The 23606-nt window shown below is 70.9% G+C and carries 19 protein-coding genes; 11 read left to right on the top strand and 8 right to left on the bottom strand.

The features are described 5' to 3' along the window. The first annotated feature begins 82 nt into the window (after positions 1-82). From ABN273_RS42500 to ABN273_RS42470, 7 genes are all read left to right on the top strand, one after another. The gene (locus ABN273_RS42500) at positions 83-1171 is read left to right on the top strand and encodes an ABC transporter substrate-binding protein (RefSeq protein ID WP_349455145.1); all 1089 of its coding nucleotides are present in this window, start codon (positions 83-85) and stop codon (positions 1169-1171) included. 10 nt (positions 1172-1181) lie between these two features. Next, on the top strand, positions 1182-1943 hold the full coding sequence (locus ABN273_RS42495; protein ID WP_349455144.1) for an ATP-binding cassette domain-containing protein: 762 nt from the start codon (positions 1182-1184) through the stop codon (positions 1941-1943). Further along, the gene (locus ABN273_RS42490) at positions 1940-3172 is read left to right on the top strand and encodes a sugar ABC transporter permease (RefSeq protein ID WP_349455142.1); all 1233 of its coding nucleotides are present in this window, start codon (positions 1940-1942) and stop codon (positions 3170-3172) included. Before ABN273_RS42495 ends, ABN273_RS42490 begins: the two co-directional genes overlap by 4 nt. Then, positions 3172-4650, top strand: coding sequence for an FGGY family carbohydrate kinase (locus ABN273_RS42485; protein ID WP_349455140.1), 1479 nt, complete (start codon positions 3172-3174; stop codon positions 4648-4650). Before ABN273_RS42490 ends, ABN273_RS42485 begins: the two co-directional genes overlap by 1 nt. Positions 4651-4717: 67 nt before the next feature. Beyond that, complete coding sequence (locus ABN273_RS42480) at positions 4718-6142, top strand: FGGY-family carbohydrate kinase (RefSeq protein WP_349455138.1); 1425 nt, start codon at positions 4718-4720, stop codon at positions 6140-6142. Continuing rightward, positions 6139-6756, top strand: a complete 618-nt coding sequence (locus ABN273_RS42475; RefSeq protein ID WP_349455137.1) for a histidine phosphatase family protein — start codon at positions 6139-6141, stop codon at positions 6754-6756. Before ABN273_RS42480 ends, ABN273_RS42475 begins: the two co-directional genes overlap by 4 nt. After that, on the top strand, positions 6753-7757 hold the full coding sequence (locus ABN273_RS42470; RefSeq protein WP_349455136.1) for a 2-hydroxyacid dehydrogenase: 1005 nt from the start codon (positions 6753-6755) through the stop codon (positions 7755-7757). The genes ABN273_RS42475 and ABN273_RS42470 overlap by 4 nt, the downstream gene beginning before the upstream one ends. Positions 7758-7787: 30 nt before the next feature. Here ABN273_RS42470 and ABN273_RS42465 read toward each other — a convergent pair whose 3' ends face one another. The 4 genes from ABN273_RS42465 to ABN273_RS42450 all read right to left on the bottom strand — a co-directional run bounded on the left by ABN273_RS42465 (position 7788) and on the right by ABN273_RS42450 (position 13148). Next, a complete protein-coding gene (locus ABN273_RS42465; protein WP_349455135.1) occupies positions 7788-8561 on the bottom strand; it encodes an AMP-binding protein in 774 nt (257 codons plus the stop codon). A gap of 312 nt (positions 8562-8873) precedes the next feature. Next, a complete protein-coding gene (locus ABN273_RS42460; RefSeq protein WP_349455133.1) occupies positions 8874-11228 on the bottom strand; it encodes an ATP-binding protein in 2355 nt (784 codons plus the stop codon). 75 nt (positions 11229-11303) lie between these two features. After that, entirely contained in the window at positions 11304-12752 is a 1449-nt protein-coding gene (locus ABN273_RS42455) for a penicillin-binding transpeptidase domain-containing protein (RefSeq protein ID WP_349455132.1), read from the bottom strand. A gap of 36 nt (positions 12753-12788) precedes the next feature. Next, a complete protein-coding gene (locus tag ABN273_RS42450; RefSeq protein ID WP_349455130.1) occupies positions 12789-13148 on the bottom strand; it encodes a MerR family transcriptional regulator in 360 nt (119 codons plus the stop codon). An 80-nt stretch (positions 13149-13228) separates the two neighbouring features. Between ABN273_RS42450 and ABN273_RS42445 the strand changes: the two genes are divergently transcribed. Beyond that, positions 13229-14152 carry an aldo/keto reductase gene (locus tag ABN273_RS42445; protein WP_349455129.1) on the top strand — a complete coding sequence of 308 codons (924 nt, stop codon included), beginning with the start codon at positions 13229-13231 and terminating at the stop codon, positions 14150-14152. 30 nt (positions 14153-14182) lie between these two features. Here the strand turns inward: ABN273_RS42445 and ABN273_RS42440 are convergent, their stop codons facing one another. Further along, on the bottom strand, positions 14183-14821 hold the full coding sequence (locus ABN273_RS42440) for a TetR/AcrR family transcriptional regulator (RefSeq protein WP_349455127.1): 639 nt from the start codon (positions 14819-14821) through the stop codon (positions 14183-14185). Positions 14822-14889: 68 nt separating this feature from the next. On the opposite strand from ABN273_RS42440, the gene ABN273_RS42435 reads away from it, so the two are divergent. After that, on the top strand, positions 14890-16185 hold the full coding sequence (locus ABN273_RS42435; protein ID WP_349455126.1) for a GH1 family beta-glucosidase: 1296 nt from the start codon (positions 14890-14892) through the stop codon (positions 16183-16185). Here the strand turns inward: ABN273_RS42435 and ABN273_RS42430 are convergent. Then, positions 16167-17063, bottom strand: coding sequence for a coiled-coil domain-containing protein (locus ABN273_RS42430; RefSeq protein ID WP_349455124.1), 897 nt, complete (start codon positions 17061-17063; stop codon positions 16167-16169). The genes ABN273_RS42435 and ABN273_RS42430 overlap by 19 nt on opposite strands. A 205-nt stretch (positions 17064-17268) precedes the next feature. On the opposite strand from ABN273_RS42430, the gene ABN273_RS42425 reads away from it, so the two are divergent. Beyond that, positions 17269-20286, top strand: a complete 3018-nt coding sequence (locus ABN273_RS42425; protein WP_349455122.1) for a M14 family metallopeptidase — start codon at positions 17269-17271, stop codon at positions 20284-20286. A 123-nt stretch (positions 20287-20409) separates the two neighbouring features. Further along, complete coding sequence (locus ABN273_RS42420; RefSeq protein ID WP_349455121.1) at positions 20410-21843, top strand: aldehyde dehydrogenase; 1434 nt, start codon at positions 20410-20412, stop codon at positions 21841-21843. 197 nt (positions 21844-22040) lie between these two features. Here ABN273_RS42420 and ABN273_RS42415 read toward each other — a convergent pair whose 3' ends face one another. Together ABN273_RS42415 and ABN273_RS42410 are read right to left on the bottom strand one after the other, a co-directional pair. Beyond that, positions 22041-22907: an alpha/beta hydrolase gene (locus ABN273_RS42415; RefSeq protein WP_349455120.1), complete on the bottom strand. Its 867-nt coding sequence runs from the start codon at positions 22905-22907 to the stop codon at positions 22041-22043. Between the two features lie 10 nt (positions 22908-22917). Then, positions 22918-23606, bottom strand: a 689-nt coding sequence (locus tag ABN273_RS42410) for a helix-turn-helix transcriptional regulator (protein WP_349455119.1), incomplete at its 5' end; no start/stop codon positions are given.

Raw genomic sequence — 23606 nt, 5'->3', positions numbered from 1 at the left:
AGGATGTGCCCTTTTGTGAGGGCCGTGTCCTGTTTCGGGGGCAGTGCGTCATGAATCCCGGTAGCAAGTGAGGAACAAACCCGTGAACAGAGCGAAGATGCGGACCTCCACGTTCGCCGCAGTGGCAGTGCTCGCAGGCTCGGCGCTGGCCGCGTGCGGCTCCGGCGCCGGCTCCAGCGGCGGGAACACCGGTGGTGGCGGCGCCGTCGAGAACGCCAAGGTGGCCTTCCTCATGCCGGACCTGGCCTCCACCCGGTACGAGCTGCAGGACAAGCCGCTGTTCGAGGCCAAGATGAAGCAGCTCTGCCCGACCTGCCAGGTCATCTACCAGAACGCCGACTCCGACGCCGCCAAGCAGCAGCAGCAGGCCAACTCCGCGCTCGCCCAGGGCGTCAAGGCCATCGTGATCGACCCGGTCGACTCCGCCGCCGCGGCCACCATCGTCAAGTCGGCCCAGTCGCAGCAGGTGCCGGTCATCGCCTACGACCGGCCGGTCCCGGCCACGCCCGCCGACTACTACATCTCGTTCGACAACGAGAAGATCGGCCAGATGATCGCCCAGTCCCTGGTCGACCACCTCAAGAAGGAGAACGCCAAGGGCGGCATCCTCCAGGTCAACGGCTCCCCCACGGACGCGGCGGCCGGTCTGATCAAGAAGGGCATCCACAGCGCGGTCGACCCCAGCGGCTTCAAGCTGCTGGCCGAGTACGACACCCCCGACTGGCAGCCGGAGAAGGCGCAGACCTGGGTCAGCGGCCAGATCACGCAGTTCAAGGACCAGATCGTGGGCGTCGTCGCGGCCAACGACGGCACCGGCGGCGGTTCGATCGCCGCGTTCAAGGCCGCCGGCGTGAAGGTGCCCCCGGTCACCGGCAACGACGCCGAGGTCGCCGCCGCGCAGCGCATCATCGCGGGCGACCAGTACAACACCATCTCCAAGCCGATCAAGATCGTGGCCGAGGCCGCGGCGAACACGGCCTGGGAGTTCATGCAGGGCAAGAAGCCCGCAGGTAAGACCACGCTCTACAACACCCCCTCCGAGCTGTTCGTCCCCACGGTCGTGACCAAGGAGAACATCAAGGAGGTGCTGTTCGACAGCGGCATCATGAAGGCCGCCGACGTCTGCACCGGCGAGTACGCCAAGGGCTGCGAAGAGCTCGGCATCAAGTAGGAGAGCGCCGATGACCGTCCTGTCCCTGCGCGGGATCAGCAAGACCTTCGGCGCGGTGGCCGCGCTCACCGACATCGAACTCGACGTCGCGGCCGGCCAGGTCGTCGCCGTCGTGGGCGACAACGGCGCGGGCAAGTCGACGCTGGTCAAGATCCTCTCCGGCGTGCACCCGCCGGACGCGGGCACGATCACGTTCGAGGGGAACGAGGTCGAGATCCCCACCCCGGCCGCCGCGCACAAGCTCGGCATCGCCACGGTCTTCCAGGACCTGGCGCTCTGCGAGAACCTCAACGTGATCCAGAACCTGTTCCTCGGCCAGGAGATCCGTCCGCTGCGCCTCAACGACGTGGCCATGGAGACCCGCTCGTGGGAGCTGCTCCGCCAGCTCTCCGCGAAGATCCCGAGCGTACGGGTGCCCGTCGCGGCACTGTCGGGCGGCCAGCGGCAGACGGTGGCCATCGCCAGGTCGCTGCTCGGCGACCCCAAGGTCATCATCCTCGACGAGCCCACCGCCGCGCTCGGCGTGGCGCAGACGGCCGAGGTGCTCAACCTGGTCGAGCGGCTGCGCGAGAACGGCCTGGGCGTCATCATGATCAGCCACAACATGGCGGACGTGAAGGCCGTCGCCGACACCGTCGCGGTGCTGCGGCTCGGCCGCAACAACGGAGTGTTCGACGTGGACCAGGTCTCCACCGAGGACATCATCGCCGCCATCACCGGCGCCACCGACAACGTGGTGTCCAGGCGTGCTCAGAGGGGAGCTCAGTCGTGAGCACATTGACGACAGACCGCCAGGACGAGCGGCTCCAGAACCGCGACGGGCTGCGCGGCGCGCTCACCGACGTGCTCGAGCGGGCCCGCGGCGGCGACCTGGGCGTCATCCCCGTCGTGGTCGGGCTCGTGGTCATCTGGACGGTGCTGCAGATCCTCAACCCGGTCTTCCTGTCCAGCGCGAACCTGGTGAACCTCACGCTGGAGTCCGCCGCCGTCGGCATCATCGCGCTCGGCATCGTGTGCGTGCTGCTCGTGGGCCAGATCGACCTGTCGGTGGGCTCGGTCAGCGGGCTGTCGGGCGCGGTGCTCGCGGTGCTGTTCGTGAGCGAGGGGCTGCCGGTCTGGCTGGCCATCGCGGCCGCGGTGATCATGGGTGCGGTCATCGGCTGGGTGTACGGGCAGCTGTTCAACAGGTTCGGCGTGCCGAGCTTCGTGATCACGCTGGCCGGCCTGCTCGCCTTCCTCGGTCTCCAGCTGTACGTGCTGGGCACCAAGGGCTCGATCAACCTGCCCTTCGACTCGGGCCTGGTGAACTTCGCGCAGCTCGACTTCGTCCCGGCCTGGTTGTCGTACACGTTCGCGGTCATCGCCGCCGTGTGGCTGTTCGCCAGCGGCTACCTGCACGCGAGGGAGCGGCGCAGGGCCGGGCTGTCGGCCAGGAGCGTGTCGGTGCTGGCCGCCAGGAGCGTGGCGCTGCTGGTGGTGCTGGCGTTCGTGGTCTGGTACCTGGGCCAGACCCGCGGCGTGGGCTGGATGTTCGTCTTCTTCGTGGCGCTCGTCCTGATCATGCACTACCTGCTGTCGCGCACGAAGTGGGGCAGGGCCGTCTACGCCGTGGGCGGCAACGTGGAGGCCGCCCGCCGGGCCGGCATCAACGTCAAGGCCATCTACACCTCGGTGTTCGTGCTCTGCTCGACGTTCGCGGCGGTCGGCGGCATCCTGGCCGCGGCCAGGCTCGCGGCGGCCAACCAGTCCAGCGGCACGGGCGACGTCAACCTCAACGCCATCGCGGCGGCCGTGATCGGCGGGACGAGCCTGTTCGGCGGGCGCGGGACGGCGTTCGGCGCGCTGCTCGGCATCATCGTGATCCAGTCGATCTCCAGCGGCCTCACCCTGCTCAACCTCGACTCGTCGATCAGGTTCGTGGTCACCGGTGCGGTGCTGCTGCTCGCGGTGATCGTCGACTCCGTGTCGCGGCGGTCGAGGACCTCCCACGGCAGGGCCTGATGGCGATCATCTGCGTGGACGCGGGGACCACGGTCATCAAGGCAGTCGGGTACGACGCCGAGGGCGCGGAGGCGTACGTCGCCAGGAGGGAGACCACGGTCTCCCGGCCCGCGCCCGGCCATGCCGAGCAGGACATGGGCGCCGTCTGGGAGGCGGTCGCCGCCACCGTGCGCGAGGTCGCCGCCCAGCTGGACGGCGACGTGGACTTCGTGGCCGTGACGGCGCAGGGCGACGGCTGCTGGCTGGTCGACGCCAAGGGCGAGCCGACCGGGCCCGCGATCCTGTGGAACGACGCCAGGGCGGCCTCGACCGTGGACGTGTGGACCCGCTCCGGGGTCGCGGCCGAGGCCTTCCGCCTGAACGGCTCCTCGGCCGCGTCCGGGCTGCCGCACGCGATCCTGACCTGGCTGCACACCAACGATCCTGGACGGCTCGACCGGTCGAGCACCATGCTGACCTGCGGCGGCTGGATATTCGCGAAGCTGACCGGGGAGCTGGTGGCCGACGAGTCCGACGCCTCCGCGCCGTTCATGGACCTGCGGGCGCGTGCTTACTCCCCTTCGCTGCTTGCCATGTTCGGAACGGAGTGGGCCGAGCGGCTGCTGCCCCCGATCCGCTCCGGCCACGTCGCCGAGCTGACCCGGGAGGCGGCCTCGGCGCTCGGCCTGCCCGCCGGGACACCGGTCGCGATGGCCCCGTACGACATCGCCGCCACGGCACTGGGCGCGGGCGCGGTGCGGGCCGGGCAGGCGTGCGGCATCCTCGGCACCACGCTGTGCACCGAGATCATCGTCGACTCCGCCGACCTGGAGGGCGAGCCGATCGGGATCACGGTCGCGATCCCCGGCGGCTACCTGCGGGCCTTCCCCACGTTCGCGGGCACGGAAGTGGTGCAGTGGACCTGCCGCATGCTGCGCCTGAACGGCCCGGCCGAGCTGGGCGACCTGGCCCTGCTGAGTGAGCCGGGCGCGCGCGGGCTGACGCTGCTGCCGTATCTGTCGCCCGCCGGTGAGCGGGCGCCGTTCTCCGACCCGCTGGCCAGGGGGTCGCTGCTGGGCATGTCGTTCGAGCACGGCCGCGAGGACGTGGCGCGGGCGGCGCTCGAAGGGCTGACCATGGTCATCCGCGACTGCCTGGCCGCCACCGGCGCCGAGCCGACGGAGCTGCGCGTGTGCGGCGGCGGCTCGAACAACACCGTCTGGCTCCAGCTGATCGCCGACGTCACCGGGCTGCCCGTGCGCCGCCCGGCCGACGCCGAGGTGGGCGCGCGGGGCGCGTACCTGGTGGGGCTGGCCGCCACCGGCGCCGCCCCGTCCATCGCCGCGGCGGCCTCGGAGCGGGTACGCATGCGCGACGCGCTCGAGCCCGCCCCCGCCCGCCAGGCGCTGTATTCGCGGCTGTTCGACGACTTCCTGACCCTGCGCGGGACGAACGCGGCTTCCTGGCCGCTGCTGGCCGAGATGAGGGGCCGTAGATGAGCGAGCGCAGCGAGCGAACAATCAGACGCAGCCGTGTCACGTTCATGCGACCGACGAAGGAGGGCGCATGAGCGTGTGGATCGGTGTCGATCTCGGGACGCAGAGCGTGCGGGTGCTCGCCGTGGCCGACGACGGCCAGGTGGTCGGTACGGCCAGCCGCGCGCTGACCAGCCACCGCGACGGCCCCCGCCACGAGCAGGACCCCGAGCAGTGGTGGCGCGAGCTGGCCGGCGCCGCCCGGGAGGCGCTGCGGGACGTGCCCGCGTCCGAGGTGGCCGGCGTGGCCGTCGACGCGACCTCTGGAACGATCCTGCTCACGGACTCCTCCGGCCGGGCTCTGACGCCCGCGCTCATGTACGACGACCGCCGCGCCGACGCCGGGCGCGCCAACGAGGTGGGCGCGCCCGTCTGGGAGCGGCTCGGCTACCGGCGCATGCAGCCGAACTGGGCGCTGCCGAAGCTGCTCTGGCTGCTGGCAGACGCGCCCGAAGGCGCCCGGCTCGCCCACCAGAGCGACTTCGTCAACCGGCGGCTGGTCGGGCACGAGGTGGCCACAGACCTGAGCAACGCGTTGAAGACCGGCGTCGACCTCATCGAGGAGCGCTGGCCCCTCGAGGTGATGGACGCGCTGGGAGTGCCCGCGGAGATCCTGCCCGAGGTCGTGCGGCCCGGCACCCGGCTCGGCGTGGTCTGCGCCGCGGCCGCCGAGGAGACCGGCATCCCCGCGGGCACGCCGGTGGTCGCCGGGACCACCGACGGGTGCGCGGCCCAGCTCGGCGCGGGCGCCAACCGGGTGGGCAGCTGGAACTCCGTGCTGGGCACGACACTGGTGCTCAAGGGCGTGACGAAGGAGCTGATCCACGACCCGCTCGGCGTCGTCTACTCGCACCGCGCGCCGGACGGCTCGTGGCTGCCCGGAGGCGCGTCGAGCACCGGCGCGGGCGTCCTGACGCGCGACCTGCCGGGCCGCGACCTCGACGCCCTGAGCGCCCAGGCCGCCGCCCGCCCCGGCCCGCCGGGGAGCGTCACGTACCCGCTGGTGTCGCGTGGCGAGCGCTTCCCGTTCGACGCCCCGGAGGCCGAGGGGTTCACGCTCGGCAGCCCGGCCGACGACGTCGAGCGCTACGCGGCGATCCTGCTCGGCGCGGCCTTCGTCGAGCGCCTCTGCATCGACTACCTCGACCTGCTCGGCGCTCCCGTGGACGGCGAGCTCATCCTGACCGGCGGCGCCACCCGCAGCGCGTACTGGACGCAGCTCCGGGCGGACGTCCTGGGACGTCCCGTGACGCTGCGGGAGAACGCCGAGCCCGCCCTGGGCATGGCCGTCCTGGCGGCCGGCGACCCCGGCCCGATGATCAGGACCCGCGCGGTCGTCGACCCGTCAGGAACCGATCTCACCGAGGCGTACCTGCGCTTCGTCACGGAGCTGGAGCGGCGCGGCTGGCTCGACACGGCCGCCGCGGAACACGCGCGCGAGAGGACCAACCGATGACCGACCTCGTCCTGGTACGCCACGGCGAGACCGTCTGGCACGCCGAGAACCGCTACGCCGGAATCAGCGACATCGACCTGACCCAGCGCGGCCACGCCCAGGCCGCCCAGCTCGCCGAGTGGGCCGGTCAGGCGGGGCTGTCGGCCGTCTGGGCGTCCACGCTCAGCCGCGCCCAGATCACCGCCGCCGCCGGCGCGGCCAAGGCGGGCGTCGCCCTCCAGACCGACGCCAGGCTGCGCGAGCTGGGCTTCGGCGCGGGCGAGGGCCTGACCTCCGCCGAGATGGCGGCCCGATTCCCCGAGGCGCGCGCCGCGTTCGAGTCCGACCCCGCCGAGCACCCGCTGCCCGGCGGCGAGGACCCGCACCAGGCCGCCGACCGGTTCGTCGCCGCCCTGAACGACATCGCCGCCGCCCACGCCGACGGGCGCGTGCTCGTGGTCGCGCACACCACCGCCATCCGGCTCGCGCTGTGCCGTCTCATCGGCGTGCCGCTCGGCGAGTACCGGCGGCTGTTCCCGCGCCTGGACAACTGCGCCCTGACCGAGGTGCGACTCCGCGCTGGGCGGCGGGCCGCGATGCTGCAGTACAACTCCCCGATTGGAGCCGTTCGTTGACCATCCGAGTCCTTGCCGCAGGTGACCACTTCGTCCGGAACAGCCTGCTCATCGACGCGCTCAGGCGCGAGGTCCCCGGCGAGGTGGACATCCGCGAGCTGACGCTGCCGTGGCCGGTCGAGCCGTTCGGTCGGGTGGGCGAGGTCGACGAGGCTTCGGACGTGGAGGACGAGCTGATCGAGGCGCTGCGCGGCGTCGAGGTCTGCGTGACCCAAATGGCCCCCTTGACCAAGCGTGTCCTGGACGCCTCCCCTGACCTGCGGCTGTTCTGCGTGAGCCGGGGCGGCCCCGTGAACGCCAACCTGGAGGCGGCCAAGGAGGCGGGCGTGGCGGTGACGTTCGCACCCGGCCGCAACGCGGTGGCCACCGCCGAACACACCCTGGCCATGCTGCTCGCCGCCACCCGCAGGATCCCCCAGACGCACGACGACCTGGCGGGGGGCGTCTGGCGGGGCGACTACTACATGTACGACAACGTCGGCCCCGAGCTGGACGGCAACACGGTCGGCCTGGTCGGCTACGGCGCCATCGGCACCCGCGTGGCCCGCATGCTCGAGGGCTTCGGCGCGGACGTGCTGGTCTACGACCCGTACGTGGACGTGCCCGGCAAGGTGGAGCTGGACGAGCTGCTCCGCCGCTCCCACTTCGTCTCCCTGCACGCCCGCGCCACCCCCGAGACCGTCGGCATGATCGGCGCGGCTGAGATCGCCGCCATGCCGCGCGGCTCGGTCCTGGTCAACTGCGCCAGGGGCGCGCTGCTCGACTACGACGCCGTGTGCGACGCGCTGGAGTCGGGCCATCTGTTCGGCGCCGCGATGGACGTCTTCCCCGAGGAGCCCATCCCGGCCGGCTCGCGCCTGCTCACCACCCCCAACCTGATCATGACTCCGCACCTGGCCGGGGCCAGCAAGCAGACGGCCATGAAGGCGGCCTCGATCGTGGCCGCGGACGTGGCCCGCTACGTACGCGGCGAGCCACTCGCCCACGTGGCCACCGTGTGAGCCACCGTGTGACCGGCCGGCTCCGCGTGGTCAGCGGATGCGCTCCAGCACGCCCTCCGGGCTGGTCACGACCGTGACGCTGAAGTCGTAGCTGGTCCCGGGAAGATCGCCGCCGCCCGCGGCGACCACCAGCGCGCCCTTGGAGACGCCGAGCCCGACCAGGGCCACGAGGTCGCAGCCGCCGTCGGGCAGCCACGTGGTGAGCACGACGTCGGACTCGGCCAGGCGGACCGGAAGGTCGAGCTCGGCCATCCTGGTCAGGAGGTCGGCGTGGGACATCCGGCAGCCGTCCGCCGTCAGCAGCGCGTCCTGGCGCTTGGCGTCGAGCACGGGCAGCGCGGTGGGCTCCAGCGTGAGCAGCCCGCGGAAGTCGATCGTGTCGAGCGCCGTGCCCAGCGAGACGACCTGGCGCACCCGCGACTCGTCGGCCGCCCGGACCGCCGTCTCCGCCAGGTCGGGGGTGGTGATCAGGGTGCGGGCGTCGCACTCCCGCAGCCGGGCGGCCATCTCGCCGGCGCCGAGCGCCGGGTCGATCGGCGCCGCCACCCCGCCCGCGGCCAGCACCGTGTGCACGGCCAGCGTCTGCGCGCCTGCCGTCGAGACGTGCACCCCCACCACCTGGTCGCGCCGCGCGCCCCTGCGTACGAGCCCGGAGGCGGCCCTGGTCACCTCGGTCACCAGCTTCCGGTAGCCGTAGACGTGGCCGCCGCGCAGATCGACGAGCGCCGGCCGCTCGCCGCGCTCGTAGGCCTGGCGGAACACCTCGTGGATCACGGTGCCGGTGGTCGAGGCGGTGGGCTTCATGACCGCCAAGTTACGGCCGCCCCGGCGAGCCCAGCATCGACTGATGTATGTAGGCCGATGTGCATTCCGGCGGGCGGGCCCGAGCCCTGCGCGACTCGAGCCCGCAGTCACGCGCCCGGAACCGGGCCCCCACCCCTCCGAGGAGGCCCGGCTCCGTGCGGACGCGTGACGTCCGCGATCGATCGGCCGCTACCCGCACGGCCGATCACACGTAGCAACGGTAAGTGTGCAGACGGGGGCAGCACATGCGCTGACATCGCCATTAGAGGGTGTAGCCGGGCCTGCACTGTGATGTGTAGAGAGGTGTACGGGTCAGCGGCTCTCGATTACCCATGCGGCGATCTGTGTACGTGTGGAGAAGCCCAGCTTGGACAGGATGTTGGCGACGTGGCGGGCGGCGGTCGCGGGGCTGATGACCAGTTCGTCGGCGATGGCCCGGTTGCTGAGCCCCCTGGCGATCAGCTCGGCGATCTCGCGTTCCCTGGCCGTAAGCCTGCTGTCCTGGTGGACCGATATGACGGGCGTGGCGGGCCGCTCGGGCAGCGTGCCGTCGAGAGCGCACGCCACGGCCTGCTCGGCGGTCATGCCCGTGCCCTCCGCCCACAACATGCCGACCACGGCCTCGCCGAGCTCCGCCCGGGCGGGGCGCAGGACGTCCTCGGTACGCGCGCCCGGCTGCCGGCCGCGCAGCGCGACCGAGGCGGCGGACAGCAGGACCGCGCGCCGGTGGTCGCCCTCGGCGGTGACCAGGATCGCCCACTCCTCCAGCCGCCTGGCGATGCCGGAACGCAGCCCCGCGTCACGGCTGAGCACCAGCGCCTCGGTGAGCCGTGCCCTGGCCTCCACCAGGTCGCCCTGGTCGAGCGCCACCTTGCCGAGCCCGGCGAGGCAGCTGACGATCTGCTGCCTGGCGTCCACGTGCCGCAGCAGCCGCAGCCCCGACTCGTAGTGCCGCTTGGCCCTCGCGGAATCGCCAGAGCGCCTGGCCGCCTGGGCGAGCCCGATGTGGGCGAAGGCCTGGCCGACGTGGTTGTCGAGATCCTCGCTGATCGCCAGGACCTCCTCGAACGCGCGCTGTGCCTCGTGCAGGCGGCCGTGGTGCAGGCTGATCTGGGCCTTGGTGCCCTGGGTCAGCGACTCGAGGATGAGGTCGCCGGACTGCCTGGCCTGCTCCAGCGCGCGGGACAGGGTGTCGGGCTGGCCGGTGAGCTGGGCCAGCACGATCAGGCCGATGGCCTCGCCGTACCCGTCCTTGACCGATCTGCACAGATCGAGCCCCGCACGCGTGCACCGCGTGGCCAGCTCGAGGTCGCCCGCCGCCAGCGCCAGCTCGCCGCGCAGGATGGTGGCCTGACCGCGCAGCTCCGGCCGCACCAGCGGGGCGCCGAGCGCCAGCAGGCGGTCGAGCCGCTCGGTCACGTCGAGCTTCCTGCCGCTGCCGACCAGCAGGTAGCGGATGTCGGTCAGCAGGCCGAGCGCGGTCTCCGGCTGCCCGATGGCGATCGACCAGTCGCAGGCCGAGCCGAGCTCGGCCTTGAGCGCGTCGAAGAGGTTCACGTACCGCTCGATCACCGGCCACGACGTGCGCGCACCCGGCGCGATCGCCTCCTTGAACCGGGCCGCCATCGCGGCCATCGCGGTCAGGTGCCGGTGCCGCAGCTCCGGCTCCTCGCCGGACTCGGCGAGCTGCTCCAGCGCGTATTCGCGCACGGTCTCCAGCAGCCGGTAACGGGCCTGGCCGGCGATCTCACCGTCCAGGGCGACCAGCGACTTGTCCACCAGATCGCACAGCCTGAGCAGCACGTCCTCCTCAGGCAGCCCCGGTCCTGAGCAGACGGCTTCGGCCAGGTCGAGCGTCCACGAGGAGCGGAAGGCGGCCGTGCGGCGCAGCAGCAGCCGTTCCTGCGGGGTGAGCAGCCGATAGCTCCAGTCCACGGCGGCCCTGAGCGTGCGGTGCCGGGCCGGAGCCGTACGCGCGCCGCCCGCCAGCAGCCTGAACCGGTCGTCGAGCCGCTCGACGAGCTGGCCGACCGACACCACCCTGACCATGGCGGCGGCCAGCTCGATCGCCAGCGGCAGGCCGTCGAGCGCCTGGCACAGCTCCACGACCAGGGGCCGCGTCTCGTCGGTCAGCTCGAAGTCGGGCCTGGCGGCGGTGGCCCTGGCCACGAACAGCCGCACGGCCTCGCTCTCCGCCCCGCCCACCGACAGCGGCGGCACCCGCCACACCGTCTCGCCCGGCACGCGCAACGGCTCCCTGCTGGTGGCCAGCACGGTGAGCCCAGGGCAGGCGCCGAGCAGGTCACGGCAGAGCTCCGCGCACTCGCCGATCACGGGCTCGCAGTTGTCGAGCAGCAGGAGCGCGCGCCGCCCGCCGATCGTCTCGGCCAGGTCGCCCGCGATGCCGAGCGCGGCGGCGACGTAGCCTCTCAGCTCGCCCTTCTCCAGGTCGGCCAGCTCGATCAGCCACACGCCGCCCGGGTGGCCGGAGGCGACCCTGTCGGCCAGCCGCAGGGCCAGCCGGGTCTTCCCGATGCCGCCCGCGCCGCACAGGGTCACGGCACGCGACACACGCATCAGGTGGACGAGCTCGTCAAGGTCGGACTCCCGACCCACGAACGCGTTGGGCTCGGCCGGCAAGTCGCTGAAGTCAGCAGATCGCAGCATCACTGTGAGTGTGTCACCAACTACGCCACGCGCCCAGATGTAATCGTGGAGAACTGTCAGTGCCCGCGGGCACATTCACTCCAGAGCCGCCGCGATGACGTCGTGGACGATCGTGGTCACCGCGTCGGCCCGCGGCCCCGGATGCTCCAGCACGACCCCCACCGCCACCTCGGGCGCGTTCGCGGGCGCGAAGGCGGTGATGACCGCGTGGTCGTCCGTCCCCGGGATGACCTTCGACGCGGCTTCCGCGGCCCGCCGAAGGGCCACCCCGGACCCGCCGGAGGCGGCGGCGCGCGGCACCGTCGTCATCATGGCCACCAGGTTCCTGGCCACCGCGGGCGAGACGGCCGTCCGGTAAACCGCGGGGCCGGCGCGGTCGATGACCGACCCGTCCGGCAGGCGCACCTCCTGCACCAGGTACGGCCGCATCAGCACCCCGTTGTTGGCCACCGCCGCCGACAACATGGCGACCATCAGCGGCGTCGCCCGGCTGTCGTGGTGCCCGATCGCCGACAGGGCGGTCTGCGGCCTGTTCATGCCGAGCGGATACCGGCTCACCTCCGCGACCAGCGGAACCGCCAGGCTCGGCGCGTTGAACCCGAACGCCTCGGCCTGGTCCCTGAGCAGGTCCTGCCCGAGTTGGAGCCCGATGTTGGCGAACGCGGTGTTGCAGGACACCTGGAACGCGTACGTCAGCGTCGGCCGGGCGTCCCCGCATCCGCCGCCACCAGCGTTCTGCAGGAACGTCGAGGTCCCGGGGAGCCGCAGCCGGACGGGGGCGTCCACCGGCGCGGAGGGGGTGTACTCGCCGGAGGCCAGCGCCGCCGCGGCCGTCACCAGCTTGAACGTGGACCCGGGCGGATAGAGCCGGTTCAGCGCGCGGTTCAGCAGGGGCCGCGACGGATCCTGCCCGAGTCGCCGCGAGGTCTCGGCGAGCCGCGCCGGGTCGAAGGTGCCGAAGGCGTTCGGGTCGTACGTCGGATAGGTGGCCAGTGCCAGGATCGCCCCGGTCGCCGGGTCGATGGCCACCACCGCCCCCGGCAGCCCCGTCGCCTTGAGCCCCTCGTACGCGGCCCGCTGCACCCGATCCCTGATCGTCAGCCGGACGTCCGCCCCCTCCACGGCGCCGTCCCTGACCAGCGACCGCACCTTGACCTTGGCGTCCTCCCCGGACAGCACCCCGTCGCGCGCCTCCTCGATCCCGGTGGAGCGGTAGAGCGACATGTGCCCGGTGACGGCGGCGTACAGCTCGCCGTCCCGGTAGAACCGCTGGTAGAGGTACGGGCCGGCGCGGGTCGGGCGGCTCGTGGCGATCGGCGTGCCGTCGTAGGTGAGGATGTCGCCGCGCGGATGGTCGAACCTGTCGATCAGCTGCCGCTCGTTCCTGCGGTCGGCGTTGAGCGCGCGCGAGCCGAACGCCTGGATGAGCGTTATGTGCGTCAGCACGAGGAACAGCATCGCCGAGCAGAGCTTGGCGACGCGGCGCAGCGACTCGTTGATCCGCTCCGCCCTCGATCCGGCCATGGATCTCGGTTTAACAGCCGGACCGCAAAGGCGGGGCTAGCGGATGCTGCGGTAGTAGGAGATCTTGTTGCGGATGTAGCGCTGCCGCTCGGTGAGATTGTCGATCTGTGCCCGGACCTGCCGGTCGTGCTCCTCCAGGAGCTTGATCCGGTCGGGGATCGTGTGGTCTCCCGCGCGTACGAGCTCGGCGAAGCGCTGCATCTGGCGGATGGGCATGCCCGTGTCACGCAGGCACCGGAGGGTGCCGAGCCAGCCGACGTCCTCCTGGCTGAACCTGCGCTGCCCGGCCGCGTTGCGGCCGACGCGCTCCAGCAGGCCGATCTTCTCGTAGTAACGCAGGGTGTCGAGGCTGAAGCCGGTCTCTTCGACGACTTCCGCAGGTGTGTACACGCTCACGGCTCTTAGCATCCCACCTGGAGTGCACTCCAGGTCAACGGCTTGACATGGAGCGCACTCCAGCCCGCAGAGTCGGGATCATGAACATCGCACTCGGCACGATTCCGTTCGGCACCGCCGTCGACCTGCGGGACACCTTCGCCATCCTGGACCGGTTCCACGAGGCCGGCGGCACGATGCTCGACACGGCCAACAACTACCCGTTCTGGGTGGAGGGCCGGTCGGGCGACGAGAGCGAGCTGGCCATCGGGGCGTGGCTGGCCGCCCGCGGCAACCGCGACGAGATCTTCATCAGCACGAAGGGCGGCGCCCGGCCCACCGTGCCCGGCGACAACACCCTGGACTCTGCCGAGGGTCTCTCCGCACCCGCCGTCGCCAAGGCCGCCGAGGGCAGCCTGAAGCGGTTGGGGACGGACTACATCGACCTGTACTGGTCGCACATCGAAGACCGGTCCGTCCCGCTGGAGGAGACTTTGGGGGCGCTGAACGAGCTCGCCCAGCAGGGCAAGATCCGCAGCACGGGGGCGAGCAACATCGCGACCTGGCGCCTCGAACGGGCCAGGAGCCTGTCGGCCGCCCGCGGCTGGACCCCCTACACCTCCATCCAGCTGCGCCACACGTACCTGCGGCCGCGGCCCTTCACCGAGCTCTCTGAGGGCGGGCACCGGCTGGCCTCGGACGAGACCCTCGACTACCTGGCCGCCGAGCCGGACGTGACGCTGTGGGCGTACAACACGCTGATGTTCGGCTCGTACACGCGGCCCGACCGGCCGATTCCGGAGATCTACGAGCACCCTGGGACCACGCGCCGGCTCGCGGTGCTGCGCGAGGTCGCGGACGAGCTGGGCGCCACCCCGAACCAGGTGGTCCTGGCCTGGCTGGTGGCGGACGGCATCGTGCCGATCGTGGGCGTCTCGACGATGGCCCAGCTGGAGGAGGCCATCGGCGCCGCGGACTGCAAGCTCGACCCCGAACTGCGCACCCGCCTGAACACCGCCTCCTGACCCCCGTTCGGGCGCCCCGTTGTGGCCGGGTTACGGGAGGTGGTCGGCCAGATAGCGGCGGACGAGGTGCTTGCACTCGGCGATCAGCAGCGCGTCGCCGCGGGGATCCGCGCGGAAGGCCAGCTTGAGCACCGCATCCGCGGCCTCCACCGCCACCAGCAGCGCACGATCCAGCCCCGGGCCCACGGGGGCGTCCAGGAGTTCGAGGGTGAGGGCACGCAGGCGCTCGGCCACCACCACGTTGTTCTCCTGCGTCCCGTCCAGCGCTCGCCGGCTCCCCTCGACCGAGGGTCCGCCGGGTGCGAGGAGGATCTCGCCGAAATCCACCACCGCGAACCCCGGCGTGGTGCGCTTCATGTCGACGAACTCGTCGATGGCCAGGTCGACCAGGTCCGTCCAGTGCCCGAGGTCGGCCTGGGGTATGCGGTCGATGATCCGGGCGAGAAAGGCGTCGAGGTTGCGCCGCGCCAGCGCCCGCACCAGCCCCTGCTTGTCCTGGAAGAACTGGTAGAACGTGCCGATCGGGACCTCGGCCCGGCGCGCCACTTCCTTGGTCGTCAGCGCCTCGTAGCCGACCTCGTCGAGCAGGAGCGCGCACTCGTCGAGCATCCGCTCCACCCGCTCCACGCTCCGACGCTGGGCGGGACGGCGGCGCAAAGTACTCGTCATGCCCCCATCCTGACCTATTACCCGCAGGTAAAGTTCGCCACGAAAGCGTCGGACAGGGAGGAGCCGGGATGTTCCTGTGGGGTACGGCCACGGCCGCGTACCAGATCGAGGGCGCCGTCGAGGAGGACGGCAGGGGCGTCTCCATCTGGGACACCTTCGCCCACGAGCCGGGCCGCACCCGGGACGGGCACACCGGGGACGTGGCGTGCGACCACTACCACCGGTGGGGCGAGGACATCGAGCTCATGTCCGGCCTCGGAGTGAACGCCTACCGCTTCTCGATCGCCTGGCCGCGCGTCCAGCCCCAAGGCGAGGGGCCCGTCAACGTGAAGGGGCTCGACTTCTACGAGCGGCTGGTGGACGCGCTGCTCCAGAACGGCATCCAGCCGGTGCCGACGCTGTTCCACTGGGACCTGCCGCAGGCGCTGCAAGATCGCGGCGGGTGGTTGAATCGCGAAATTTCGGAAAAGTTTGCGCACTACGCCGCCGCAGTCGCCGACCGGCTGGCCGACCGCGTCCCCCTCTGGATCACCCTGAACGAGCCGTTCGTGCACATGGCCTACGGATACGCCATGGGCATCCACGCCCCCGGCCAGGCCCTCCTCACGGACGCGCTCCCAGTCGCCCACCACCAGCTCCTGGCCCACGGACTGGCCACACAGGCACTGAGGGCCGCGGGCGCCCGCCAGGTCGCCATCACCAACAACTGCACCCCGGTCTGGCCCGCCTCGCAGCAGGAGCCCGACCTCAGGGCGGCGGACGCGTACGACATCCTCCACAACCGCCTGTTCAACGACCCCATACTTCTCGGCAAATATCCAGACTTGTCGGCATACACCCCAGCCCTGGACTTCCTCCGGGACGGCGACCTCGACATCATCGCCACCCCGCTGGACGCCCTCGGCATCAACTACTACAACCCCACCCGCATAGCCGCCCCCACCGACGCAGGACTCCCCTTCTCGGACTCGGGCATCACCGGCTACCCCACCACCGCGTTCGGCTGGCCGGTCGTCCCCGACGGCCTGCGCGAGCTCCTGACCGGCCTCAAGCAGAGGTACGGCGCCGCGCTCCCGCCCGTCCTCATCACGGAGAACGGCTGCTCCACCGAGGACACGGTCGAGGACGGCGCCCGCATCGAGTTCCTGGACGGCCACATCGGGGCGATGCGCCGGGCCATGGCCGAGGGCGTGGACGTGCGGGGCTATTTCGTCTGGTCCCTGCTGGACAACTTCGAGTGGGCCGAGGGCTACCACCAGCGCTTCGGCCTCGTACGCGTGGACTTCGAGACCCAGCGCCGCACCCCGAAGGCGTCCTACCGGTGGTTGCGGGACTTCCTGAGGGCTCAGAACACCGACACGTGAACGTGGTCGTAGTGGTTGGCCGTGATCCCGCCGCGGTCCGACATCGGATCCCAGCCGCCGCCTGACCGGATGTCGTAGTACCGCTGCTTCCAGATGATGTACATGACGCCGAGCCGGGCGCCGTTCTTGATCAGATAATCCGCCAGGGCGTCGCCGCGGGCCCCGTCGGTCCCGGCGGCCATGGTGCCGCCTCTCGACATCATGAAGTCGCAGGCCCGGCCCTTCCCGTGCTCGCCGGGGTCGCCAGGACGCAGGCAGCCAACGCCGTACTTCATAGGAAAGTTCTGCATGATGGCGGCGCGCACCGAGATCATGCGCTGCGTCAGCCCCTCGGAGCCGCCGGGCTGCTGGAAGCCGTACTTGGCGAGCAGCTTCTCGACCTCGCGCTGCTTGCTCTGCAGGTTCTTGATCTCCTTGCGCAGCTTCTCGATCTTGTCGTTGGCGGCGATCTTCGCTTCCTTGGACTTCTCGATCAGCTTCTTGACGTTCTCGACGCGCCGGGTGCGCTCCTCGGCCATGTAACTCATGTTGGCCGCCTGCCCCAGCAGCGCGGACGGGTCGGCGTTGGGGACGATGAGCTGGAAGGTGTCAAGAGGGCCCGTCATGTACGCGGTCTGCGCGATGCGCCCCACTTCCGCCTGCGCCTCCTTGAGCTGGGCCTGCAGGGCGCCGGAGGTGGTGGTGGCCTTCTTCACCTGGAGCTTGATCTCCTCCAGGCTCTGGATCTGGCCGCGGTAGCGCTTCTCCAGCTGCGCGGCCTGTTTGGTGAGTTTTCGCAGGTCACCCGGGCTGGGATCGGCCGCGGCCGGCAGCGACGCGGGGAGGCCGAGCAGCCCGGCGAGGACGGCGACAAGACCGGCGATCCGCCAGATTCTCACACCCGTCCCCTCCCTCATAGACGGACCGAAACTATAGAAGATGATCTTGATTCCTGTCATCCGAACGACCGAACTGCCGCACCTTTGGCGAAATTTCGGGCGATTTGTCCGAATTAAGGAGCAGCTAAAGATTGGGCCTTGTATAGATCGCTCCAACGGTCTGAGATGGCGGTCGAACTCGTCTCTGCGAAGGGGCAGACAGACCGTGTCTCGATCATTGACCCTCGCCGCCGCCGTCATCCTCGGCTTAGGCACGTCCATCGTGGCCACGACCGCGCAAGCGTCCGTGGATCCCTTACCGGCCGGCGACCGCATCGAGCTCTACCAGCTCGACAGCCCGCCGGGCACCGCCCAGGCCCTCAGGGAGAAGGGCTTCGACGTCGTCCAGCAGCACATTGACGGCGGCAAGGAGCACATCGAGCTGACCGCCGCCCAGACGGACCTGGCCGCGCTGCGCAAGCTCGGCCACGAACCCGAGCCGGTACGCAACCCGCATGGCCAGACCCAGCTGGAGGCCGCCAAGGCGCAGGCGGCGGGCGGCTACACCGTCTGGAAGTCCTACTCCGCGCCGGGCGGCATCGCCGACCAGCTCAAGGCCATCGCGAACGCCAACAAGGACATCGTCAAGCTCCAGTCGATCGGCAAGTCGCTGAAGGGCCAGGACATCCTGGCCGTCAAGGTCACCACGGGCGCCCGGCTGCTGCCCGACGGCGTCAAGCCCTCGACGCTCTACTCCGCCACCCAGCACGCCCGCGAGTGGATCGCCACTGAGGTGGACATGCGGCTGCTCAAGTACGTGGTCGCGAACAAGGCCACGCTGAGGGACCTGCTCAACAAGACCGAGCTGTGGTTCGTGCCGGTGGCCAACCCCGACGGGTACGACTTCACGTTCACCGAGGGCAACCGCCTGTGGCGCAAGAACCTGCATGACAACAACGGCGACGGCAAGATCACCGTCGGCGACGGCGTCGACCCGAACCGGAACTTCCCCACGAACTTCCACTACGACGAGGAAGGCTCGTCGAGCATCCCGAGCAGCGAGACCTACCGCGGCACAGGCCCGGCCAGCGAGCCGGAGACCAAGGCCATGATCGGCCTGCTCAGCCGCGTCCGGTTCGAGATGCAGCTCAACTACCACTCCTACGGCCCGCTGCTGCTCTACCCGATGGGCGTGCAGATCGCCACGGAGACGGCCGACAACCCGATCTACGAGGCGCTCACCGGGAACGACGCCAAGCCCGCGATCCCCGGGTTCGACCCCGACCTCGGCGCCGAGCTGTACACCACCAACGGCGACACCAACGACCAGGCGCACTTCCAGTACGGCACCCTGTCGTGGACGCCCGAGCTCAACGAGGGCTGCGACGGCTGCGGGTTCGTCTTCCCCGACGACGAGGCGCTGGTGCAGGCGGAGTTCGAGAAGGGCCTGCCGTTCGCGCTCGACGTGGCCAGGTCCGCGGTCAACCCCGTCGAGCCGGTGAACCACCTGGGCAACACCACCCCCGACTTCGAGATCGACCCGTTCGAGGTCAGCCACGGCAAGGACCAGGTCGTCCAGGTCAACGCCAAGCGCAAGCTCGGCCCGGTCTTCCTGAACTACCAGGTCAACGGCGGCCGTACCAGGACGGCCCTGACCTCGGAGTGGAACGGCGGCGAGCGCTACGGCAAGGGCTACAACCGCTACTACCACCGGCTGCGCGGCAAGATCACCGGCACGAAGCCCGGTGACAAGGTGAAGGTCTGGTTCAGCTCGATCGGCACGAAGAGCGCCGACTTCACCTACACCGTCGCCACTGACATCGGCGGCAAGGTGCTGATCCTGGCCGCCGAGGACGTCACGGGCCTCAGCCCCGCGCAGGGCGCGACCGAGGCCAAGTACGCCGACGAGTACGCCGACGCGCTCCAGGCGGCCGGCTACACCTCGGACGTGTACGACATGGACAAGGCGGGCCGCAAGGCCCCACACCCGCTCGGCGTGCTCAGCCACTACAAGGCGGTGGTGTGGGAGACCGGCGACGACATCATCCCGAGATCGCCCGGTCAGGTGGGCGGCACGACCTCCAAGGGCGGCGTGGACACCGAGCTGGCGGTCCGCGACTACCTGAACGAGGGCGGCAAGCTGCTGCACGCCGGCAAGTACCCGTCGTACGCGGCCAACAACAACGGCGCCTACTACTACCAGCCCGACCAGCCGGCGCAGCCCGAGTGCACGGTCCCGGACGACCCGCCGTGCATCCCGGTGTTCAACGACTTCCAGCAGTACTGGCTGGGCGCGTACGTCTACTTCGACGACGCGGGCACGGACCACAGCACCGGACAGCCGTTCGCGCTGCAGGGCCACGGGGGCACGTTCGAGGGCTTCGACGCCACGATCGAGCCGGGCCACACCAACTCGTTCGTGGCCACCTCGGCCATCCTGCCCGCCGACCGGTTCCCGCTGTTCGCGAGCTCCGCGCAGGTCAAGTGGGCACGCCCGGGCGGCCCGTTCGACCCGCACACCGGCACATGGGACGTCTACAGCGGCATCGCCGACGTCTCGTGGAAGCGGCTGACCAAGACGATCGACCTGACCGGGAAGAGCGGTGGCGACCTGTCGTTCTGGACCTCGTACAACACCGAGAGCGGCTGGGACTTCCTGACGGTCGAGGCGCGCACGGCGGGCGGCGACGACTGGACCACGCTGCCGGACGCCAACGGGCACACCACCCAGGAGACCGGCAGCAGCTGCGATCCGCCCAGCGGCGGCGCGGGCTGGCGGGCGATCCACCCGTTCACCCAGCGCTACCAGGGCCCGAACTGCGAGCCGACCGGCACCTCCGGCTCGTGGAACGCGGCCTCCGGCAACTCTGGCGGCTGGCAGCAGTGGAAGGTCGATCTGACCCCGTACGCGGGCAAGAAGGTTGAGCTGTCCATCTCCTACCTCAGCGACTGGGGCACCCAGGGCGCGGGCGTCTTCCTGGACGACTTCACGCTCACCCTGGACGGCGCGACGGCCGAGCAGACCTCGTTCGAGTCGGACCTGGGCGGCTGGACCGTGGGGGCGCCTCCCGAGGGCACCTCACCGTCGATCAACAACTGGTTCCGCACGGACCAGGTCTTCGAGGAGGGGGCCGGCATCGTCACCAAGGACACCGTCTACCTGGGATTCGGTGCTGAGAGCGTGACCGACCCGGCCACGCGTGCCGACCTCGTCAAGCGGTCCATGCGGCATCTGCTCGGTTAGGGCCCGGGAGGGGTGCGGCACGCCATGCCGCACCCCTCTTGCGTGTCCGGACAGAACATGGTTCGGTCACCTTGAGGCGTCCCGAAGGCAAGCAAGCATTCGGTCAAGCAGGAGGCTCACGACATGCGCCAGCACGACACGCTGTTCATCGGGGGCGAATGGGTGGCCCCAGCGGGCACCGGAACGATTGACGTCGTCTCCCCGCACACCGAGGAGGTGGTCGGCCGGGTGCCCGACGGCACGGCCGAGGACATGGAGCGGGCGGTCGCGGCCGCGAGAGAGGCGTTCGACCACGGGCCCTGGCCGCGGCTGACGTTCGCCGAGCGGGCCGAGGTGATCGGCAGGCTGGCCGCGATCTACAACGAGCGGCAGGGCGAGATGGCCCAGCTCATCACGGAGGAGATGGGCTCGCCGATCACGTTCTCGAACCTCGCCCAGGCGCCCCAGCCGCTGGGCATGCTGCAGTACTACGCCGAGCTGGGCAGGACGTTCGAACAGGAGGAGCAGCGGCCGGGGCTGTTCGGCCCGACCACCGTGCGCAGGGAGCCCGTGGGCGTGGTGGCGGCCGTGGTGCCGTGGAACGTGCCCCAGTTCGTCACGATGACCAAGGTCGCACCCGCGCTGCTGGCCGGCTGCACCATCGTGCTCAAGCCGGCGCCCGAGACGCCGCTGGACGCGTACCTGCTGGCCGAGTGGGCGCTCGAGGCGGGCCTCCCGGCGGGCGTGCTCAACATCGTGGCCGCGGGCCGCGAGGTCGGCGAGCGCCTCATCTCCCACCCCGGCGTGGACAAGGTGGCCTTCACCGGCTCGACGGCCGCCGGCCGGCGCATCGCGGCCATCTGCGGCGAGCAGCTCAAGCGGGTCAGCCTGGAACTGGGCGGCAAGTCCGCCGCGATCATCCTGGACGACGCCGACCTGGCCGCCAGCATGGGCTTCCTGTCCATGGCCTCCCTCATGAACAACGGCCAGGCGTGCGTGGCCCAGACCCGCATCCTGGCCTCGCGCAACCGCTACGACGAGGTCGTCGAGGCCATCGCCGGCATGGTCAACTCCCAGCCCGTCGGCGACCCCGCCGACCCGTCGACCGGCATCGGCCCGCTGGTGGCCAAGCGGCAGCAGGACCGGGTCGAGGGCTACATCAAGATCGGCATGGACGAGGGCGCCAAGGTCGTCGTCGGCGGCCTCGACCGCCCGCACGACCGCGGCTGGTACGTCTCCCCCACCGTCTTCGCCGGCGTCACCAACGACATGCGCATCGCTCGCGAGGAGATCTTCGGCCCGGTCCTGGCCGTGATCCCGTACGAGGACGAGGCGGACGCCGTACGCATCGCCAACGACAGCGACTACGGCCTGGCCGGCACGGTCTGGACGGCCGACACCGAACGCGGCATGGACGTGGCCCGCCAGGTCCGCACCGGCACGTACGGCGTCAACTGCTTCATGCTGGAGACCAACGCGCCCTTCGGCGGCTACAAGGCCAGCGGCATCGGCCGCGAGCTGGGCCCCGAGGGCCTGAACGGCTACCTGGAGTACAAGTCGATCGCGCGGCTCGGCTGAGCTCATCCGAAGGGCCTCGTGGCACGACGCCACGAGGCCCTTCTGCTGCGGAACGTGCACCCAGCGCGCCCCCGCAACGCTAGGTACAGATCCCGCTGCCGGAAGTATGTCTCACGTCCACCGCGACGGCGGTTTCCTTCCCCAGAGACTTTCTCCCGGCGGTTTCTTTCTTTCCGTCCTAGATAGACGCGTTTAACTCACGAAAGGTTCGATGCGATCCATTTGCCGATTCTGCGAATGAGATCGGGGGTCGCGGCGGACTCCGCGTGCCCGTACCCGGGCTCGATCCAGAGCTCCTTGGGCTCGCGCGCGCCCGCGTAGAGCTGGTGCGGGTGGTCGAGCGGGAAGAACGTGTCGGCGTCGCCGTGCACGATCAGCAGCGGCGTCGGCGAGATGAGCGCGGCGGCCTCGTGCGGCGGCATCGGGATCGGGTCCCACTGGCCGCGGGCGATCCTCGTGCGCTTGGCCATCCTGGCCGCCCAACGGCCCAGCGGCCGCTCGATGGCCCAGTGGACCTGCCGCATCGGCCTGGTGCCGCGGTAGTACCAGCGGGCCGGGCCGCTCACCGACACCACCGCGTCCACGCCCCCGCGCAGCGCCGCGTGCCGCACGGCCACCGCCGCGCCCATGGAGAAGCCCACGAGCGCGATCTTGGAGTAGCCGACCACGCGGGCGTGCCTGACGGCGGCCTCCACGTCGAGGATCTCCAGGTCGCCGACCGTGGTCTCGCCCCCGGAGCGCCCGTGGCCGCGGAAGTCGAAGGCGACCACACCGCCGTATTCGCTCAGCACGTGCACGATGCGCCGCGCGCTGCGCTCCCGCCACGACCCGGTGAACCCATGTGCCAGCACCAACCCCGTGTTCATGGCCTCCGCTCCGCAGAGGCGGGCTCGGTCGCTTCCGTGCCGTCGCCTTCCCTCGTCACTCCGGTCGCTACGCTCCCTGCGTTCCTCAGTCCAGGCGACGGCGCTCCCTCGCGTGCGCCTGGGGGGAGTGTGCGCGGCGTCGATGCGTACCCCGTCGTCGGTCCTGAGCATGACGGGGAAGTTGGGCGCGAAGGGCATGGATAGGAGCTTATGTTCGCCCCGCGTCCACCCCGTGCTCGGCCGCCCACACCGCGATCTGCGCCCGCGAGTCGAAGTCCAGCTTCTCCATGATGTTGGCGATGTGCCGGGCCACGGTGGCCGGGCTGATCACCAGCTCCTGGGCGATGCCGCGGTTGCTCAGGCCGCCGGCGAGCAGGGCGGCGACCTCCTGCTCCCGCGCGGTCAGCCGGCCGTACGGCGCCGACTCCTGAGCAGGTGTGCCCGGCTGCGAAAGGATGTACGCGGCCTGGCCCTCGAGCACCCACCTGGCCACCTCCTCGGGTGGCCGCTCCGCGCCCTTGGCCCAGAGCAGCGCCACCCGCCCCGCGCCGAGCTTCGAGCGGGCGAGCACCAGCAGCTCCTGGACGCGGCCTGGCGTGCCGAACTGCCCGATGGACTCGCGCAGCGCGGTGGCCGCCGAGCCGGCCAGCACCGCGCCCTCCAGGTCGTCCTGGGCCCGCGCCAGGGCGGACAGCGCCACGAGCGCGCGCATGACGCCTCTGCGCTGGCCCATCCGCCTGCTCAGGTCCAGGCCGGCGGAGATGTGGCTCCTGGCCGCGGCGTAGTCGCCCAGCCCGGCGGCCACCCGGCCGAGCTGGGCATGGCAGCGGGCCAGCTCGACGCGGTTGTCCATCTCCTCGATCAGCGGCAGCGCGGCGGCGTGGTGTGACCTGGAGA

Source organism: Nonomuraea sp. B19D2, assembly GCF_040137845.1.
Lineage (GTDB): Bacteria > Actinomycetota > Actinomycetes > Streptosporangiales > Streptosporangiaceae > Nonomuraea.
Note: the sequence above shows the minus strand (reverse complement) of the source record. Positions and strands in the feature narration are given on the sequence as shown.

Bases quoted from the DNA above. Each gene is read 5' to 3' on its own strand.
- ABN273_RS42495 (WP_349455144.1), top strand. From the start codon at position 1,182: ATGACCGTCCTGTCCCTGCGCGGGATCAGCAAGACCTTCGGCGCGGTG.
- ABN273_RS42485 (WP_349455140.1), top strand. From the start codon at position 3,172: ATGGCGATCATCTGCGTGGACGCGGGGACCACGGTCATCAAGGCAGTC.
- ABN273_RS42480 (WP_349455138.1), top strand. From the start codon at position 4,718: ATGAGCGTGTGGATCGGTGTCGATCTCGGGACGCAGAGCGTGCGGGTG.
- ABN273_RS42475 (WP_349455137.1), top strand. From the start codon at position 6,139: ATGACCGACCTCGTCCTGGTACGCCACGGCGAGACCGTCTGGCACGCC.
- ABN273_RS42465 (WP_349455135.1), bottom strand. From the start codon at position 8,561: ATGAAGCCCACCGCCTCGACCACCGGCACCGTGATCCACGAGGTGTTC.
- ABN273_RS42460 (WP_349455133.1), bottom strand. From the start codon at position 11,228: ATGCTGCGATCTGCTGACTTCAGCGACTTGCCGGCCGAGCCCAACGCG.
- ABN273_RS42455 (WP_349455132.1), bottom strand. From the start codon at position 12,752: ATGGCCGGATCGAGGGCGGAGCGGATCAACGAGTCGCTGCGCCGCGTC.
- ABN273_RS42445 (WP_349455129.1), top strand. From the start codon at position 13,229: ATGAACATCGCACTCGGCACGATTCCGTTCGGCACCGCCGTCGACCTG.
- ABN273_RS42440 (WP_349455127.1), bottom strand. From the start codon at position 14,821: ATGACGAGTACTTTGCGCCGCCGTCCCGCCCAGCGTCGGAGCGTGGAG.
- ABN273_RS42435 (WP_349455126.1), top strand. From the start codon at position 14,890: ATGTTCCTGTGGGGTACGGCCACGGCCGCGTACCAGATCGAGGGCGCC.
- ABN273_RS42420 (WP_349455121.1), top strand. From the start codon at position 20,410: ATGCGCCAGCACGACACGCTGTTCATCGGGGGCGAATGGGTGGCCCCA.
- ABN273_RS42415 (WP_349455120.1), bottom strand. From the start codon at position 22,907: ATGCCCTTCGCGCCCAACTTCCCCGTCATGCTCAGGACCGACGACGGG.